This window comes from Methanoregula sp., from assembly GCF_028712425.1.
Taxonomy (GTDB): Archaea; Halobacteriota; Methanomicrobia; order Methanomicrobiales; family Methanospirillaceae; genus Methanoregula.
This window is the reverse complement of sequence record NZ_JAQTQD010000010.1, coordinates 1-16,461: the sequence shown is the minus strand read 5'-3', so window position 1 is coordinate 16,461 and position 16,461 is coordinate 1. Positions and strand designations below refer to the sequence as shown.

The window sequence follows — 16,461 nt, the reverse complement described above, 5'->3', positions numbered from 1 at the left end:
CCCTTGGGGATAGATTAGGTTTGTGCCGCTGGCCGGGTGATCGCAACAATTGTTCCCGTAATGATGCGCGATTGCTGCGGGTTGCGCCTGATATGTCAGGCTTCGCAAACCTTCTAAAAAAATGGGCGGAAGAACAGAGAAGACGGTCAGGCCCGCTACCCCGATGCGGGCTCGATCCCGGTCGGCTGGTTCCGGATCGTCCGCTCTTTCATGATGGTATAGACTTCGTTTGCATGCTCTTTTGGGATCTCGACAAAGGAGTAACTGTCCAGGATCCGTATTGCGCCGATGGCTCTCCCGGGGATGCCTGTCTCGCCGGCGATTGCACCGACAATGTCCTTGGGTGCGACCTTGTGCTGTCTCCCGACGGCAAGGAAGAACCGTACCATGCCGGGCTCTGCACCGGTATCCCCGAAGTCCACTGCCTCCGAAGGTGTTCCTGCACCAGCTCCTGAGCCGGGCTCCATCTGCATTTTCAGGAGCGCGGCTGCAATGTCGATTGTCGAGAGGTCACCTTCAGCTTCAGCCTCGATGATCCGGACAAACGGCTCAAGTCCTCCCGCTTCGATGGTCTCGCGCACCCGGGTGATCATCTGCCGGGTACGGGTCTGGGCAACATCGCTCTGGGTCGGGACCGGGATCCGCGGGATCTGGATCTTCGCATAGTGCATGATCTCGCGGAGCTTGGTGAAGTCCTTTGGTGTGACAAAGGAGACTGCCCGGCCGCTTTTCCCGGCACGCCCCGTCCTCCCGATGCGGTGGACGTAATACTCCACGTCCTGGGGCACGTCATAGTTGATCACCATGTCCACATCGTCGACATCGATTCCCCGTGCCGCGACATCGGTAGCGATCAGGATGTCGATGATTCCCTTGCGGAAGCCCCCCATGACCCGGTCGCGCTGCGACTGCTTCATATCGCCGTGGAGTTCATCGGCACGGTACCCGCGGGCCCGGACTTTCGTGGAAAGTTCCTCGGCACGACGCTTGGTATTGCAGAAGATGATGGCAAGGTTGGGATCGGCAAGGTCGATCAGGCGGCAGAGCACATCGAGTTTCTCCCGTTCACGAACCTCGATATAGGACTGCTCGATTTGCGGGACAGTGAGTTCCGCGTACTCGACCCGGACAAATTCGGGATTGTTCTGGAATTGCCGGGATATTTCGAGGATCGGTTTTGGCATGGTTGCCGAAAAGAGGAGGGTCTGGCGTTTCTGCGGGACCTTTCGCAGGATCAGTTCAATGTCGTCGCGGAATCCCATGTCGAGCATCTGGTCAGCTTCGTCCAGCACAACCATCCCGACATCGTCGAGACGGAGTGTGCGGCGGTCGAGGTGGTCCATAACGCGGCCGGGCGTCCCGATGACGATGTGGACGCCTGCCTGGAGTGCGCGGAGCTGGCGTTCTATCGGCTGCCCGCCATAGACCGGCAGAACGGAGATCCGGGGTATGTGTGCAAGGAGGTTTGAGAACTCCTCGGCAATCTGGATGGCAAGTTCGCGGGTGGGGCAGAGCACGATGGCCTGTACGCTCCTCCGTGCGGGGTCGATACGGCCGATGATGGGGATACCGAAGGCAGCGGTCTTGCCGGTGCCGGTCTGGGCCTGCGCTGTTACGTCACGGCCCTCCTGGATTAAGGGGATTGCGAGGGCCTGGATGGGCGATGGCTCCTCAAATCCCATATCTTCTATTGCTTTCCCGAGCTCCTTTCCGAGATGGAGGTCGGAAAACTGTATTCTTTGTTGCATATCGCACCACCATTTGGCGTGAGGGGTCTTAAGATGGCGCACTCAGGAAGAGGCAGGTGTGCGTATTCTTGCGCATGTCGTCGGATACTTCTCAGGTGAATACGATGAAGGTTGTTGCATTCAATGGCAGTGCGAGGAAGGACAGGAACACCCCTCACCTTTTCCTTTCTGCCCCCTTCATTTCATCTGGTTATGACAGGAATTCCTTTTTGACAGCCTGGCTGAATAGGGGGAGAGTCCCTGTGCAGAAAAAAGAAAGCGCTGTGGTGTTCCGGTTCTCCTCGTGCAGGGCCGCCAGAAATGGACGTTCAGATAAAACAGTCGCGCGAAAGTGTCCGTGACATCATCCGTTACATCATATGTCCACAGTCAGATCATCGCGCGCCACGATCAGCCCTGGCCACATTCCGCTGTACTGTGCGGCGAGCGCCTCGCGTTCCGCAACGGTCCGGTATACCTCGGCCCCGAAGTGCATCAGCGCAAGTCTCTTTGCCCCGGCCTCTTTTGCGATCGCGATGGCATTTTCGGGATTCAGGTGCGGCCACTCCGGGCTCGCCTCCCCGGGTTTCAGGCCGCATTCGGTGATCAGGAGGTCTGCATTGCGGGCGAGCGTGACGGCATTGTCGCAGACACCGGTGTCCGTACAGTACGCGATCACCTTTCCGTCCAGTTCCACCCGGTAACCGAAACAGGGAACCGGGTGGACCAGTGGAAGGCAGGTGACGGTGAACGGGAGTTGGTGGGTTCCCGGGCTAAGTTCGCGCACCTCGTTTTTGAAGGGGAGCATGGCGAACGGCACGGTATAGGGTTCATTAACGAACGTCTCCAGCTGTTCCCGTGTTCCCTGCTGCGTGAAAACTGTCAGCCCTTTTTGGAACCTGAACTTACAGAGAGTGTGCAGGCCGGCGATATGGTCGATATGCATGTGGCTCAGGAACAAAAATGCCGGCCTGTCCTGGGTGATGTACCGGTCGGCTTTTGCAATCCCGTTGCCGGCATCGAAGAGGATATCATAATTCTCCGACTGGAGGAGGACCGAGACGGTATTTCCAGTCGGGGTATCGAACCAGCCGTTGGTCCCAAGGAAGGTCACCTTCATGGTAAGATGATTTGCGTTATAAGAAAATGAGAGCTTCCTTCCTGCAGTCTTTTTATCCTTCAACGGCAACTCTCGTTATAGGTTCTTGCATAAGGGGCCTTGTGGGAGCAAATAACCATGAAAGCAGTACACCTGATAGTCCCTGTCCTTCTCCTCTGCTTCTGTGTCCTGCCCGCTGCGGCAGTAATCCAGGAAGTTACGGTAAAGGGCATGGTATCGTCAATCAGCAAAGAAGATAAGACGATCACGATCGAGAACCCGGAACAGTATGGCTGTTCATATCCCGCGAGTGGCGACCCGGTCTGTTCGTTCACCCAGATGAACACATCGTTCCTGACCGGCTCTGTGCCTGTGGACAGTGCACTCACCATCTTCAACGTGGGTGACACGGTTGTCGCAACAAGCCTCGGGGGCGCCGGGGGAAACTGGATTGCCATTGCCAAACTCTACAACGGGCTCCCGGCCGGGGAATACGTGATCGATACTGTAGGGAACCCGGGCTCCATTCCAACGCCACTTGCCGGTGACTACTCTCTTGACCTTTCAACGGCCCCGGACTGTACTACCTGTTTTGGGACAACCTGCACGGCAGTGACCTCCTCAGTGAACATCCTCTCCCGCGGAACCCGCGTTCTTGAAAAAACCCTCGGCCCGCGCCAGGCAGCTTTCTACAACGGGAGGAACGATGGTTCCAGCGTGGAAGTCACGTTTGTGAAGGGTGAAGCATCATCCGCAACCTGCGTGGGAGGATCATCCCTTATGGCCGGCCCGCAGCCAATTTCGGTCTATATCATCAAAGTGGTCCCCCCGATTGGATTTACCGAGCAGTTCAAAGTTACCCCCACGGCTGTCCCCACCGAAGTACCAACAACCATCCCCCCCACTAAGTCCGGCAGCATGCCCGTTGCAGTTATCGGGGCAATGGGGATTGGTGCGGCACTTCTCGTGATTTTCCGGAAATAATCCTTTTTCCTCATATCCACGATCACAATTCCCAAATAGCCCCGCGCCAAAAGAACCTGATCAGATGGATCAGGAGTTTCGTGAATGGTAACAGTCGGGGTCCATGTCTCGATTGCAGGTTCTCTTGACCTTGCAGTGGACCGTGCAAAAGATGCTGGCTGCGATGTTTTCCAGATGTTCTCCCGGAACCCCCGGGGGTGGGCATACCAGCCAATCGTCCCTTCCATTGCCGAAGCGTTCCGGTCAAAGATCAGGACAACAGGTCTCCTGCCGGTTGACCACATGCCCTACCTCCCCAACCTTGCCTCCCCAAAACCGGAAATTTACGAGAAATCCATTGCAACGCTCACGGCAGAACTTGAGAGGTGCGCGACACTCGGGATCCCATATCTTGTCACGCATCTCGGCCATCACCTCGGCGACGGCATGGCCGGGGGGAGATCGAGGGTGGTTCACGCCATCAACACGGCGCTGAAGGATTCAGGGGTTTCTTCAATGCTCCTTCTGGAGAATACTGCCGGGGAGAAGAACAGTGTGGGCAGCAGCTTTGAGCACATCCGGGGGATCCTGGACGGTATTAACAAAAAGGAGCGTGTTGGTATCTGTTTTGACACCTGCCATGCCTTTGCTGCAGGCTATGAGCTGCGAACAGAGGATGGCATTATAGAAACCCTCGACCAGCTTGATGAGGCATTCGGCCTTGACAACCTGAGGCTCATCCATCTCAATGATACGAAAGGCGAAAGGGGAAGCGGGCTCGACCGGCATGAGCATATCGGCCTCGGGTTCATTGGTGAGGAGGGATTCCGCCAGCTCCTCCACAACAAGGTCTTTTCGCGTCTTCCTCTGGTCTGCGAGACCCCCGTTGATGACAGGCGGGATGACCGGGGGAATATTGAAAAGGTGCGCGAACTGGCACGGTGACTGTCCCAAATATTTTTTCCCGTGCGGGTTCCATGCACATCCAAGCATGGCGCGCATTACCTGCCCGAACTGCGGGGCAATATCAGACGACAAATCCCAGAAATTTTGTACCCAGTGCGGCACAAGACTGCCTGACCTTCCGTCATTGACCGGGACCGGCCGGTCACCACTGCAATGGTTTGTCGCGGCTGTGGTCATTGTTGTCGTTGTTGCAATCGTTGCGGTTCTCGGATATCCGTGGGTCATGGGAATATCAGGAAATGCTGCAGGAAAACAATCCGGCAACGCTATTCCCGTGCCTGCTGCATCAGTTACCGGGATTACCCCTCTGCCCACGGAATCATTACCCGTGACAACAGCACTCCTGACTCCTGCGACATCTCTCCCGACTCCCCCGCCATCCACGGTTCCCACGACAAAAATCACGACAACGAAGACTACCATTGCCACACCGAAGACAACACAGGCCCCTGCAACGATCCTGCCAACAGCGACACCCACACCGGCATTCACGGCGCAGAATACCCTTCCAGTTACGAGAGTCCCCGCACAGCCGCCATCCGATACCTGCACCAGCAAAACCGAGGGTGCGCCCTTCATCGATCCCTCCTCGCTTGAAGCCCGGATCCACGCACTGATCAATGAACAGCGCCAGCAGAGCGGGCTGTCTACTCTCCCGTATGATTCCTTCCTCGCGAGTATTGCCCGCGGGCACAGTTACGATATGTCGCTCCGGGGCTTCTTTGAACATACGAACCCGGATGGGATGGATGCCCGTGCACGGGGGGAATGGGCCGGGTATCCGTGTGTCCGCGATTACGAAACGTATTATACCGAGGGAATTTCCGAGAATATCGCGATGGTGTACCGGTATGATACCTACAAGAACCTCGTAGCGCCCAACGGGACTGTCATGCAGACAGAATATCAATGGAGCACTGAAGAGTACATCGCAAATAAGGTAGTCAACGGGTGGATGAACAGCGAAGGGCACCGGAACAATATCCTTGATTACCACTTCCAGCAGGAGGGGATCGGGGTTGCATTCGCTTCAGATAATGCAATCTATATCACGGAGAATTTCTGTTAAGTTTTTTAGCGGCTGCCTCCTGTTATGATCATGGGGAATGGACCGGTGTTAGACCGGATATTACCAGTTGGTTAGTGTCCGGTGCTCGCGGACACCTGTCTCCACCTGGTAATAATCCGCGGTATATTCCCTTTGCTCGACAACTCCTGCGGCTTTCTCCAGTTCCCGGGTAAGTGCAAGGCAGCCGGTGCCCTGTACTCCTTTCACGTTCACCTTGATTCTTCCTTCCTTGTCGATGGTAATTTCCATTTCCTGAAGTTCCATTGCATTTCCTCCACTTATGTTAACCGGCACACCGGTGTATTCCTTCTCACAATTGCCCCGGTGATGAGATCGCGGGCCGTGAGGCAGAGTTGTCTCTCGCGGTCGATGGTGAATGTCAGCTCGAACCGGGGCTCTCCCTTTACGCCGGGCGGATCGGCGGTCAGCAGTGCTGGTTGTGTGCCATTAACGAGCCTTGGCCTGCTTTCCTCGTCCGCATCTTTTTCGGGCCCGGTAACCCGGACGCCTCCGGCAGGGTCCTGGACCAGTTCGAGTGCAGGTCCTGTCCCGGGCCCATTGCTGCCAATCTCAAACAGGGAGAGACCAAGCCGGGCCTGCCCGTCATAGGCGGCACTGATGGTGATCCGGGCGACCTGTCCGGCGCTGGGAAATCGTGCGCCGCTGTGGACGAGAAAACGGTACCGGTGTTCCCGCGTGGCCGGGTCCCAGTACCGGAGCGCGTACTTGTTCCGGATGCAGGCTGAGGACACGCTATGGGAACGGAACCGGCACGCCCCCCTCGCAATGGCGTCGAGCGGGCGATCAGAGTGAACGGGAACACCAAAAAAACGCTCCCGGACAAGTTCCTGCACCGCGGGAAGGAGTGAACCCCGGCCGGTCATCAGGACTGCTGCCGGTGCACTCCCCGCGTATCCCCGTGCCAGTGCCTCCCCGCGTGCGCGCCGGACCACATCGTCAAGGATCGCGGGCAATCCATGGTCGGCAAAGACCCGGACGATGTCGCCTGCCGTTATCCTCACGACGATTTGCCTCCCGGAGACCGGGTCGGAAAATCCCGCAACAGCCTCATCGCCATGGGTAAGCTGCTGCACCACTCCCGGGACGCATGCACGTGCCGCATCGTACAGGCTTTGTCCCCGCCTCCCATGATAGATTAGGTGGCTTTTTCCCACGATCTCCTGGGCAATCCAGGAATCCAGGATCACGGAACCGGTATCTGCCCGGGCCGACCCGATCACTTCCATCTCTGCGCTTTCTGAAGACCCGTTGTTCCATGCTATACGGAGGCTGAGTGCCGTTTCGTCACAGGAAAAGAGGAGAAACGACTGTCCCGTCTCAACCGTGAGGCCGTAGCCGGTTGCGGCTGCCGTGCATTCTCCGATGGTATGGCAGGCGGTCATTCCCGAAGCGTGGGCGATCTTTGAAAGCCAGTCCCGGTACCAGTGCGGCGCATCTTCCGGAACAGAAAAGACAACGGAACGGATGTTCCGATGTGCTGTCGTGGTCTGTGCAAGGAGTGCACCGAGGAGGTCACACGCAGCATCGCGGAATGTTACCCGTTTCTCATCCCCCGCTGCGACCAGTGCCCCGCTCTCTTCGAGCAGATAGCTGCGGATCCACCGCGCCGTTGTCGGGGTATCCAAATATCCCCCCCGCACAACCTCCTCCCCGATTTCATGGTGATCCGCGTCGCGATACCGCACCAGGGCCGGGACCCGGTGCACCGGCCCGGACCCGCCCGTGCCCGGGAGTTCATCAGACCAGCCGGGGAATGCATGGGTAAAAAAACGGCTCCCGTCCTGTAGCATGCTCCCGCAGACGATGGCCCCGTCCCCGAAATCCACACCAAGGAGGGGTGCTGGTTCCGGTGCTTTCATGGATAATTCCCCACAGCCTCACCCGACAATCTGGATATCCAGCGCCCCGGCATCCTGGAAGACCGGGCAGAGTTCGATCTCGTCCTGGAACCGGAGGGAAAGGAGCCGGTACAGAAAGCGCCACGGGGAAGCCATTGTCTCAACGCCTCCGGCCTGTTCCCGCGCGAACTCCAGGTCGGCAAACGATGCGAACAATAAGGGCCGGATGAACGGCCCCTTGAAAGTACAGACTCTCCCGTCTTCACCACTGGTCACGATATTCTCTGTTTCCGGGATACTGACGATCCCGGTCACTGCCCCGGCATGGGCAGGCAGTGTCCGGATTACGTGGCGGTCAGGCAGGGAATAGAACGCCAGCGTCCCGTCTGCGTACCCTGCAGCAAGACAAAGGCCGTTGCTCGTAAAAGAGAGTGCTGTGGGGATTCCCGGGATTTGTGGGATGTCATATGCGCGTACCCCGTCCGGCAGGTGATACAGCCGTATCACGGGTTCTGCCCCGGCCGCTGCAAGAAGTGTGCCTTCCGGGGAGATGGCACAACAGGAGACTTCCTTACCCGCATCGCGAAGGACCCGCGGTTCCCTGGTATCTGCACTCCGCCAGATACGGACGGTTGTATCATTGCTGCCGGTCACGAACAGCTCGCCTGACGGGCTCACGGCACAACAGGTGACCGTGCTGGTATGGCCTTTGCAGACCACTTTTGCCGTCCCGGAGGGGACGTCCCAGAACCGGACCCGGCCATCCCATCCCCCGGTAATGAGCGTTTTCCCATCCGGCAGGAAAGCAAGGCACCGCACGGTTGTCTTCAGCCCGCTGCAGGAAGAAAGGAGGCTTCCGGTCCGGATATCCCAGAACCGGATGCCGGGCTCTTTTCCGGCACAGGCAAGGACTGCACCGTCAGGGCTTGCTGCGATCGTTCGTAATGACGGGGTATAGAGATCGATACACCGCCCTGTCGTGCCATTTCCCGGGAAGAACAGCCGGACAGTCCCATCTGCTGTTCCGGCAAGGATTATGGCATCTCTCTCAGAGAAGGCAAGGGACGTGACGGCCCCGGCGGAGCGCCTGAGGGTGCGCAGGAGTTCCCCATCCGGGACTGTTCTCAGGGAGACTGTCCCGTCCCAGCCTGCAAGGGCAAGGAGTCTTCCATTTGGAGACAGGGAGCAGGCACTCACCGGGCGGCGGTACGCACGGATCTCCCGGATCTTACCTCCGCCCGGAAGATGAAACGAGAACACCGTTCCGTCATTGCAGCCCGCAATGAGACAGGTCCCGTCCTGCGTGATCGCGCAACAGGACGGCACCCTGTTGAAGAGCGGAATTTCCACGGCCGGATTGTCCCCTTCATGCCAGATACGGAGCACGTTCGTATCGCCGCCAACAACAACAGTCCGGCATCCCCGGGAGATAGCAGAGCAGGATACCGTGCCGCTGTGCCGGGCAAATGCCCGGACCAGGTTCCCGGTCTGCCCAGACAGGCAGACCGGAAGAGCGTGACCGCGGATCACGAGGATGTCACCGCTTTCTTCAGAGAAGGCAAGTGCCCGTACAGCGTCGCCTGCTCCCGGCACAGTCCAGATCACCTTCCCCGCCAGTGCGTCAAGGCAACAGACCGTACCGTCAGCATGGCCCGTTGCCAGTAACTCCCCTCCCGCTATCTGGGCAAGGGCGGTTATGGGAGAGGGGTGGCAGGGTGCAGAGAGGCGGACTGCCCCGGTTTTGCACCCTATACAAACAAGGTCGCCCTCCCTGTCCCCGGCAAGGATCTCCTCGCCACTGGCCGAGAGGATCGCACACCTGACGGGATGAGAAGGATCGTCAAAGGTCCAAACCGGCTCACCGGAGTGGGTGGTTGCATGGAGTGTGCCCCTGTCGCCCCCGGCTATCAGCAGGGTATTGTCAGGAGAGAATGCAAGGAAATGCGGGGACCCGGTACCGGGAGTGCAGGAACCAAGGAGCCGGGCAGACCCGACATTCCAGGCGGTAATGGAGCCATCGCACGATCCTGCGGCGAGGAGGGTGCTGTCCCTGGAGAACGAGAGGCGCAGCACCTGGCTGTCCACTACCGCATGGGAGCTGAGCGGCTTTTCCGGCACAGGGCCATTCCAGGATTCCGGCAGGTCAGCGACGAGCTCTTCAAAGACCTGCCGTTCATCGCCTCCCGGGTGCCAGCCTGCACGGTTCATGGTTTCGAGCGCTGCACGGGAGAGGGACGGTGGTGCCATGCGTACGAGTCTCCAGAGCAGGTCCCAGGATGCATCGCAGGCAAGCGTTTTCATGACAAGTTCCCATTCCCCGTACGACCAGTCCTCCGCAGCACCGTCAAGCTCTCTTCCCAGGAGTGCACGGGCGAGGATATTCCCCCGGGTTTTGCCAGCATTTTCCGCGGCATAACGGAGCGCGTGCAACCGGATCCGTGCCGGTGCGTTTGCATATCCCCCTGCAAGCTTGGGATGATGGTCCTCCGGATCGAACCGGAGGAATGCCTCGTCCTGCCCGGAAAGAAACAGGAACAATGCTTTTGCACCGGGATCGAGGGGAGTATACCCCGTTTCGAGAGCAACATCCCGCAGGAAAGGATCCTCCCGCAACACGGCCTCATTACACAGGGCATCGATGGCTTCCTGGTTCACGAGGGAAGCAAGGCTCTCCCGGGCAACCTGCCGTGCACCCTTGTCCTCACAAGTTGCTGCAATGTCTGCCAGGTTTCCGATTGCGGACAGATCCCCGTCCCGGAGGTTCCGTGACAGTCTCCCTGCCTCGCGCCGGAGGAGTAAGGGGCCGAAAACGGGAAGCGTAGCGGCAGATCTCATGCATTCATTCCCTTACGGGCGCTCGTGGACAAATGTCTCCAGTGCAATCGTCTTGCCATTGATCGGTACCCGGGACGTGGTTGCCCGGGAAGCTGACTGGGCGCGCCCTTCGGCAAGCCAGGTGCGGAGCGCTGCTACCGTCTCCCGCTGCGAAACCGAGAGGGGCACCTGCGCCTGCATGCAGGTGAGGATGTCTTCTGTCGTGACCCTGCGCATATTCTCGCTGAACGCCCGGTACATGGCATCGATGATTGTCTGCTCGATCTCCGCACCAACATACCCGTCACTTTCCCGGGCAAGAGTCTCGAGATCGAACTCTGCCGGGATGCACTTGCGCTTGCGCAAGTGGACTGAGAAGATCTCGCGCCGCTCCTCGAAGGTCGGGAGGTCTAAAAAGAAGATCTCGTCGAACCGGCCTTTCCTGAGGAGTTCCGGCGGGAGCGCTGCGATATTGTTTGCCGTTGCAACGACAAAACAGGGGGATGTCTTGTCCTGCATCCAGGTCAGCAGGTGGGCAAAGACCCGCTGGCTTGTCCCGGCATCCCCGCTGCCGAACGCAAATGCCTTCTCGATCTCGTCCACCCAGAGGATGCACGGGCTGATGGTCTCTGCAAGGGCAAGGGCGCGGCGCGTCCTCTCTTCGGACTCCCCCACAAGGCTCCCGAAAAGCGATCCCACATCGAGCCGGAGGAGTGGCAGGTGCCATATATCGGCGATCATCTTTGCCGTGAGGCTCTTTCCGGTACCCGGGATGCCTATGAGGGCAATTCCCTTGGGGGATGGAAGGCCGAAGTTTCTCGCTTCCTGCGTGAACGCCCGCTCGCGCAGGACCAGCCATTCCTTGAGCACCGCAAGGCCCCCGACATTCTCCGGCATTTCGGTGTAACTGTAGAACTCCAGGGCGTCTGAAGCGCTGAGGATATCCTTCTTTTCGGCGATGATGGCGTCAATGTCGCGGTCATCGAGCCTGCCGTGGGCAACGATTGCTTTCGAGAACGCCCGCCGTGCCTGGTTCAGTGTCATGCCAAGCGCCGCCTGGATAATCTTCTCGCGGCCCCCTTCGGTGAGCGAGCAGGTGATCCCGCTGGTGGAAATCAGGGTATTGAGATCTGCCGAGAGTTCGGCTGCATTCGGCGGGGGGAAGTGGACGATCACCGCTTCATCGCGGATCTCGTCCGGAACGCGTGTTGCCGGGGTCAGGATCACGATCGTCCTCCGGTTGTACCGGAATTCCTGGGAGAAGTTGCGGATCCGGCGTTTCACCTGCGGGTTGTTCCAGTACTCGTGGAAGTCCTTTAAGATGACGACCGCGTCTTCCCCGGTCTTGATCATGTCGTCGAGCGCAGCGAGGGGATCCCGCGACTGGCCGGGGAAAGTTTTTGGACCGGCAAGCACGGAGAAGCCACTCACGCAGTCCCAGGCAATGCACTGGCGGGGAGGTTCCCAGGACTCGCATACCTCGCGGATCCCGGATACTGCCCGCTCCTCCTCGGGCGTGATGACAACGATCAGGGTCACGCGGGCACGGAGCGAGATATTCAGCCGGCGGGAAAAGTCAGGTTCAGCGATCTTCATGGCCTCACCTCCACCTCCGGACCACGAGCTGCACCGTCCCGTCCTGTTCATTCTTCTCAGATACCAGCTCGAAGCCCTCCTTCTTTGCCTGTTCCAGCACCAGTTTTTTTGCATACTCCTGCTGGATGGCGCCGGCCTGCCGTTTCAGCTCTTCTGCAGTTTTCTGCTCGTTCGTACCGGAGACGCCCCACCAGTCTGCCACGAGGTCGTATACACCGTCAGCGTTCTTCACGAATCCAAGGGCATACCCACCCTTCTTCCGTGCAGCGATATCCACGTTGTGAAGGCCATGGTGCCCTTTGATGGTCGTATCGGTCTCCACCGAATACCCGAGTTCCTGCATGCACTGTACAAGTGCTTCTCGGTGCCGGAATGTTGTCCTGATACGGCTGAAATGCGACATCTCTCTTACTCCCCCCTGCATCGTGCGGCCACCTGCATCACCATACTGTCGGGGGGAAAACCCGTTGTGGTGATCGTTCCATCAGGCGCGATGCTGAATTCCACGGCATGTTCCTGGGCCTGTGAAGGAAGGAGGAGTTCCGGTGCGATCCTTCCGGAAAGGGGGATGAGCTGCTGGTTTCTCGATCCCCGGTACCTGTCGCTGCAGGTAAGGTCGTCGCGGTACGGGCCGGCAATCAGAAGGTCCGTTGCCGCAAGCAGCCGGCCATACTCCGGATCGCGGCATGAGGCCAGCTGTTCAAACGTGTAACCGGAATAGGTGACAACCGTGAGCCCTGTACCAATGACCCGCTCTGCCACGTCTGCGAGCGGCCCGGCCTGGGCAAACGGCTCCCCGCCGGAGAACGTAATGCCGTCGATATCGTCCGCAGCAAGGATGCGGGAGGCGAGTTCTTCAGCCGGAATGATCTGCGCAGGAGAGAAGGGCCATGACGCCGGATTAAAACAGCCTTTGCACCGGAGGGGACACCCCTGTACCCACACAACGGCCCGGGTGCCGGGACCGTTTACGGTTGAATGCAGGAGATACCCTGAGAGGTTGAGTCTTCTCCTGCGTCGGCATCCGGGGTCGTTGTATTCGTTCACCATTTTTTTCGCCGCGTATTTCTGGCTTTGAAAAAATTTCCGGTGTGGGAACCAGTGTATCCTATAGTATTACCCATGATTTCCCGGAATGGTGTTCATCCTCGGGGACGTGCAAATAAGCATACTTATGAGATACGATTGGACTCTCAAGGTTGGTTTTTCACCTTTTTATAGACATTGATTCGCATTTTTGTAATTCATAAGGATTTCACCTGGGTAATGTACAGAATTTCATGGTTGCTCCTGGCGCGTGTCAGGCGCCCTTAATACCATCCGGGAGAAATAGATCCGGCAGTGAAAGCGACATTCGATGGATCCACCATCCGCACCGGGCGGGAAGGCCGCCCCCTCTACGAGCAGAGCGGGTACGGCAGGCCTGAAAAAGACGGTCTCCGGCTTTCCCCGCAGGAGGCCCTGTATCTCCTTCACCGCCAGAAGATCGAAGTGTCCGGGTACTCGTTTGACACCCTCTTTGCCGAGTTCTCCGATCAGCCCACGGTCATGCGGAGTTTTCTCGTGTACCGCGACCTGCGCGAACGGGGGTATGTGGTCCAGACCGGGCCGCATGACTTCCGGGTCTTCCGGCGGGGGGAGAAGCCCGGAAAAGGCGAGTCGCTCTATCTTGTCCGCGTCCTCTCCGAGCGCGATCCTATCCTGTTCGAACGCCTGATCGAGGAAGTGATCGCTTCGCGTAATATGCGAAAACAGTACATCCTTGCGGTCGTTGACGACGAACAGGAACTGACCTATTACGAGATCAAGCTCCAGAAACTGGCAGATGCTTCCTGCACGCCACCGGCTCTCACCCCCATGGATGCAATACTGACCGGCAAATCCGCAATGGTCCGGGCAGCGGCGGGTTCCAGCCTCGAAAAGGCGGGATTTGGCAAGCGGCTCGACCCGGAGCGGCTGATGCTTGCCCCCGTTGAACTCCTCTACCTCATGGACCGGGGTACGATCCGGCTCACGCGGGGGAACCAGGATATGAGTTTTGCCGGGTATCTTACTCTCGCAAGCGAGAGCGACAGCGAGCTCACCCTGAAACATACCGTGTATACCGAACTGCGCCGCCACGGGTTCACGCCCCGGACGGGATACAAGTTCGGGCACCACTTCCGCGTTTACTGCGGGACCTCCGTCCACTCGGACCTGCTCGTGCACGCGGTCGAGAAAGAAGCTGCTCTCTCCATGAGCGTCATCTCCCGTTCCGTGCGGATGGCGCACAGTGTCAAAAAGAAGATGTTGTTTGGCGCTGTACATTCTTCAGGAATCCAGTTCGTCGAATTCGCACGGATCAAGCTGTGAGCTTTTATTATGCAGGAACCGCAGATCAACCCCTGGTCAAGCAACCCGTCCCTTGACATCGAAAAGACATTTGCCGAGTTTGGTATCGATCCCATCGCACCGGTCCTTCCGGAACTTCCGGAAATCCCCTACTTCATGCGCCGGGGGATCGTTGTCGGCCACCGGGACTATCTCCCCATTGCCCGGGCGATCCGGAACAAGTCCCCGTTCCATATCCTGACCGGGTTCATGCCGAGCGGCCACCCGCATCTCGGCCACCTGATGGTGATGAAGGAGGTTGTCTGGCACGTCCAGCAGGGGGGCAGCGGGTATATCACGATCGCCGACCGCGAGGCACACGCGGTCCGCGGCCTCTCCTGGGAGAAGTGCGATGAGTACGGGAAAGAGTATCTCGCCTGCCTGTATGCCCTCGGTTTTGAAGGAGAGACCTATTTCCAGAGCAGGAACAACCGGCTCAAGGACCTTGCCTTCGAGGCGGCAACAAAGGTCAACTTCTCGGAACTCTCGGCAATCTACGGTTTCGGGCCCGACACGGACCTTGCCCACGCGGACAGCGTGATCACGCAGGTCGCCGACATCCTCTACCCGCAGATCGATCGCGAGCCTGCACCGACCGTTGTCCCGGTGGGCTTAGACCAGGACCCGCACATCCGCCTCACCCGCGGTATCGCGCACAAGATGCGGATGTTCACTGTCGAGGAGCGTGACGGGTATATCAGCGTCAGGTCGAAGAATGCCCCGGAAGCGGCCATGGAAGCGGTCAAAAAGGCATTCCCGCATGCAAAGAAGTACGAAGGGCATGTTGACATCAAGGGAGCGCAGTGCACCGATGTCAAGGCAAAGGTCCGGGAGATCGAGCGGGCTTGCGGGGGTTTTGCGTTCTTCACCCCCTCCTCGACATACCATATCTTCATGCCCGGCCTCACGGGAGGGAAGATGTCGAGCAGCATCCCGGAGAGTTTCATCTCCTTCCATGAACCCGAGGCAATAGTGCGAAAGAAAGTGATGAGCGCAATCACCGGGGGAAGGATGACCCTGGAGGAGCAGAAGCGGCTGGGCGGCGAACCCGACAAGTGCTCGCTCTATCTCCTCAACCTCTTCCACATGGTGACGGACGATGCAGAACTTGCGGAGATCCGGCGGAAGTGCACTGCCGGGGAGATCACCTGTGGCCAGTGCAAGAAAGAGACGGCTGAACGGGTTGTTGCGTTCCTGAACGACTTTAAGGAGAAGATGGACGCAGCAAAGGACAGGATCAGGATATAAGATGGCGGGACTGACGCAGAACGAGAAACGGTTGCTTGCAACCCTTGAAACGGAGAAGAGAGCAGACGCAGGGCACCTTGCCGCGGTCATGGACGCTACCCCTGAAGCGGTTGTCCAGTGGGCCCATCTTGCACAAGACAAGGGTTTTGCCACCGTGGAACGGATTGTGTCCACGGATTTCACGCTCTCCGATGAAGGAAAAGAGTATGCCGCAAACGGCCTGCCCGAGACACAGCTCCTCCGCCATATCCTGCCGGGCACAACCCTGGACGATCTCAAGAAACAGCCGTCGTTCCGGATTGGCTTTGGGCAGCTCCGGAAGAAAGGGCTGATCAAAGTCGAAGGGTCTGCCGTCACAAAGACTCCCGGCATCTCAACAGAAGCCGATGAAGCCGCCCTGAAGAATCCGTCGCTCTCCGATCCGAAGACAAAGGAACTCATCAAGCGCGGGATCCTCCAGTTGTCCGAGACCGTGAAGTACCTCATCGCGGCGACCCCGGAGGGACTTGCGCTGGCAAAAAAAGGCCTCGACCTCCGCGAAGAGACCGGTACCCTGACCCGCGAACAGATCATCTCCGGCTCGTGGAAGAATGCAAATCTCCGCCGCTACGACGTCACCAAGCTGCCGAAGAAGGCATATCCCGGCAAGATCCACCCCTACCAGAGAATCATCGGCGAGATGCGGGAGATCCTCCTCGAGATGGGCTTTACCGAGCTCTACGGGGAGATCGTCCAGCAGTCCTTCTGGAA

At 58.5% G+C, this 16,461-nt stretch carries 14 protein-coding genes and 1 pseudogene; 7 read left to right on the top strand and 8 right to left on the bottom strand.

The window, feature by feature from the left end; translation table 11 throughout:
* Nucleotides 1-155: 155 nt before the first annotated feature.
* Nucleotides 156-1,748, bottom strand: a complete 1,593-nt coding sequence (locus PHF39_RS06915) for a DEAD/DEAH box helicase (protein WP_300222108.1) — start codon at nt 1,746-1,748, stop codon at nt 156-158.
* Between the two features lie 104 nt (nt 1,749-1,852).
* Here PHF39_RS06915 and PHF39_RS06910 point away from each other — a divergent pair, with 104 nt between their 5' ends.
* Nucleotides 1,853-2,089, top strand: a complete 237-nt coding sequence (locus PHF39_RS06910) for a hypothetical protein (protein WP_300222105.1) — start codon at nt 1,853-1,855, stop codon at nt 2,087-2,089.
* Nucleotides 2,090-2,103: 14 nt separating this feature from the next.
* Here the strand turns inward: PHF39_RS06910 and PHF39_RS06905 are convergent, their stop codons facing one another.
* On the bottom strand, nt 2,104-2,847 hold the full coding sequence (locus PHF39_RS06905; RefSeq protein ID WP_300222102.1) for an MBL fold metallo-hydrolase: 744 nt from the start codon (nt 2,845-2,847) through the stop codon (nt 2,104-2,106).
* Nucleotides 2,848-2,964: 117 nt separating this feature from the next.
* Here PHF39_RS06905 and PHF39_RS06900 point away from each other — a divergent pair, with 117 nt between their 5' ends.
* The 3 genes from PHF39_RS06900 to PHF39_RS06890 all read left to right on the top strand — a co-directional run bounded on the left by PHF39_RS06900 (nt 2,965) and on the right by PHF39_RS06890 (nt 5,824).
* Nucleotides 2,965-3,810, top strand: a complete 846-nt coding sequence (locus PHF39_RS06900) for a hypothetical protein (protein ID WP_300222099.1) — start codon at nt 2,965-2,967, stop codon at nt 3,808-3,810.
* Between the two features lie 84 nt (nt 3,811-3,894).
* Nucleotides 3,895-4,734 (top strand): deoxyribonuclease IV, encoded by an 840-nt coding sequence (locus PHF39_RS06895; protein WP_300222096.1) that lies wholly within the window; start codon nt 3,895-3,897, stop codon nt 4,732-4,734.
* 46 nt (nt 4,735-4,780) lie between these two features.
* Nucleotides 4,781-5,824 (top strand): CAP domain-containing protein, encoded by a 1,044-nt coding sequence (locus tag PHF39_RS06890; protein ID WP_300222093.1) that lies wholly within the window; start codon nt 4,781-4,783, stop codon nt 5,822-5,824.
* 60 nt (nt 5,825-5,884) lie between these two features.
* Here the strand turns inward: PHF39_RS06890 and PHF39_RS06885 are convergent, their stop codons facing one another.
* From PHF39_RS06885 to PHF39_RS06860, 6 genes are read right to left on the bottom strand one after another with little or no spacing between them, the layout of a single operon-like run.
* Nucleotides 5,885-6,088 (bottom strand): DUF2997 domain-containing protein, encoded by a 204-nt coding sequence (locus PHF39_RS06885; protein ID WP_300222090.1) that lies wholly within the window; start codon nt 6,086-6,088, stop codon nt 5,885-5,887.
* A 14-nt stretch (nt 6,089-6,102) separates the two neighbouring features.
* Entirely contained in the window at nt 6,103-7,704 is a 1,602-nt protein-coding gene (locus PHF39_RS06880; protein ID WP_300222087.1) for a rod shape-determining protein, read from the bottom strand.
* A gap of 18 nt (nt 7,705-7,722) precedes the next feature.
* Nucleotides 7,723-10,518, bottom strand: coding sequence for a WD40 repeat domain-containing protein (locus PHF39_RS06875; protein ID WP_300222084.1), 2,796 nt, complete (start codon nt 10,516-10,518; stop codon nt 7,723-7,725).
* A gap of 12 nt (nt 10,519-10,530) precedes the next feature.
* Nucleotides 10,531-12,093, bottom strand: a complete 1,563-nt coding sequence (locus PHF39_RS06870) for an AAA family ATPase (protein WP_300222081.1) — start codon at nt 12,091-12,093, stop codon at nt 10,531-10,533.
* A 4-nt stretch (nt 12,094-12,097) separates the two neighbouring features.
* A complete protein-coding gene (locus PHF39_RS06865) occupies nt 12,098-12,496 on the bottom strand; it encodes a DUF1257 domain-containing protein (protein ID WP_300222078.1) in 399 nt (132 codons plus the stop codon).
* 5 nt (nt 12,497-12,501) lie between these two features.
* Nucleotides 12,502-13,143 carry a 4Fe-4S single cluster domain-containing protein gene (locus tag PHF39_RS06860; protein WP_300222075.1) on the bottom strand — a complete coding sequence of 214 codons (642 nt, stop codon included), beginning with the start codon at nt 13,141-13,143 and terminating at the stop codon, nt 12,502-12,504.
* Nucleotides 13,144-13,434: 291 nt separating this feature from the next.
* Here PHF39_RS06860 and endA point away from each other — a divergent pair, with 291 nt between their 5' ends.
* The 3 genes and pseudogenes from endA to PHF39_RS06845 form a co-directional block, all read left to right on the top strand.
* The gene (endA, locus tag PHF39_RS06855) at nt 13,435-14,445 is read left to right on the top strand and encodes a tRNA-intron lyase (RefSeq protein WP_300222072.1); all 1,011 of its coding nucleotides are present in this window, start codon (nt 13,435-13,437) and stop codon (nt 14,443-14,445) included.
* Nucleotides 14,446-14,454: 9 nt separating this feature from the next.
* Complete coding sequence (locus tag PHF39_RS06850; RefSeq protein ID WP_300222069.1) at nt 14,455-15,711, top strand: tryptophan--tRNA ligase; 1,257 nt, start codon at nt 14,455-14,457, stop codon at nt 15,709-15,711.
* A gap of 1 nt (nt 15,712) precedes the next feature.
* A pseudogene (locus tag PHF39_RS06845) lies at nt 15,713-16,461 on the top strand (phenylalanine--tRNA ligase subunit alpha); the annotation flags it as partial.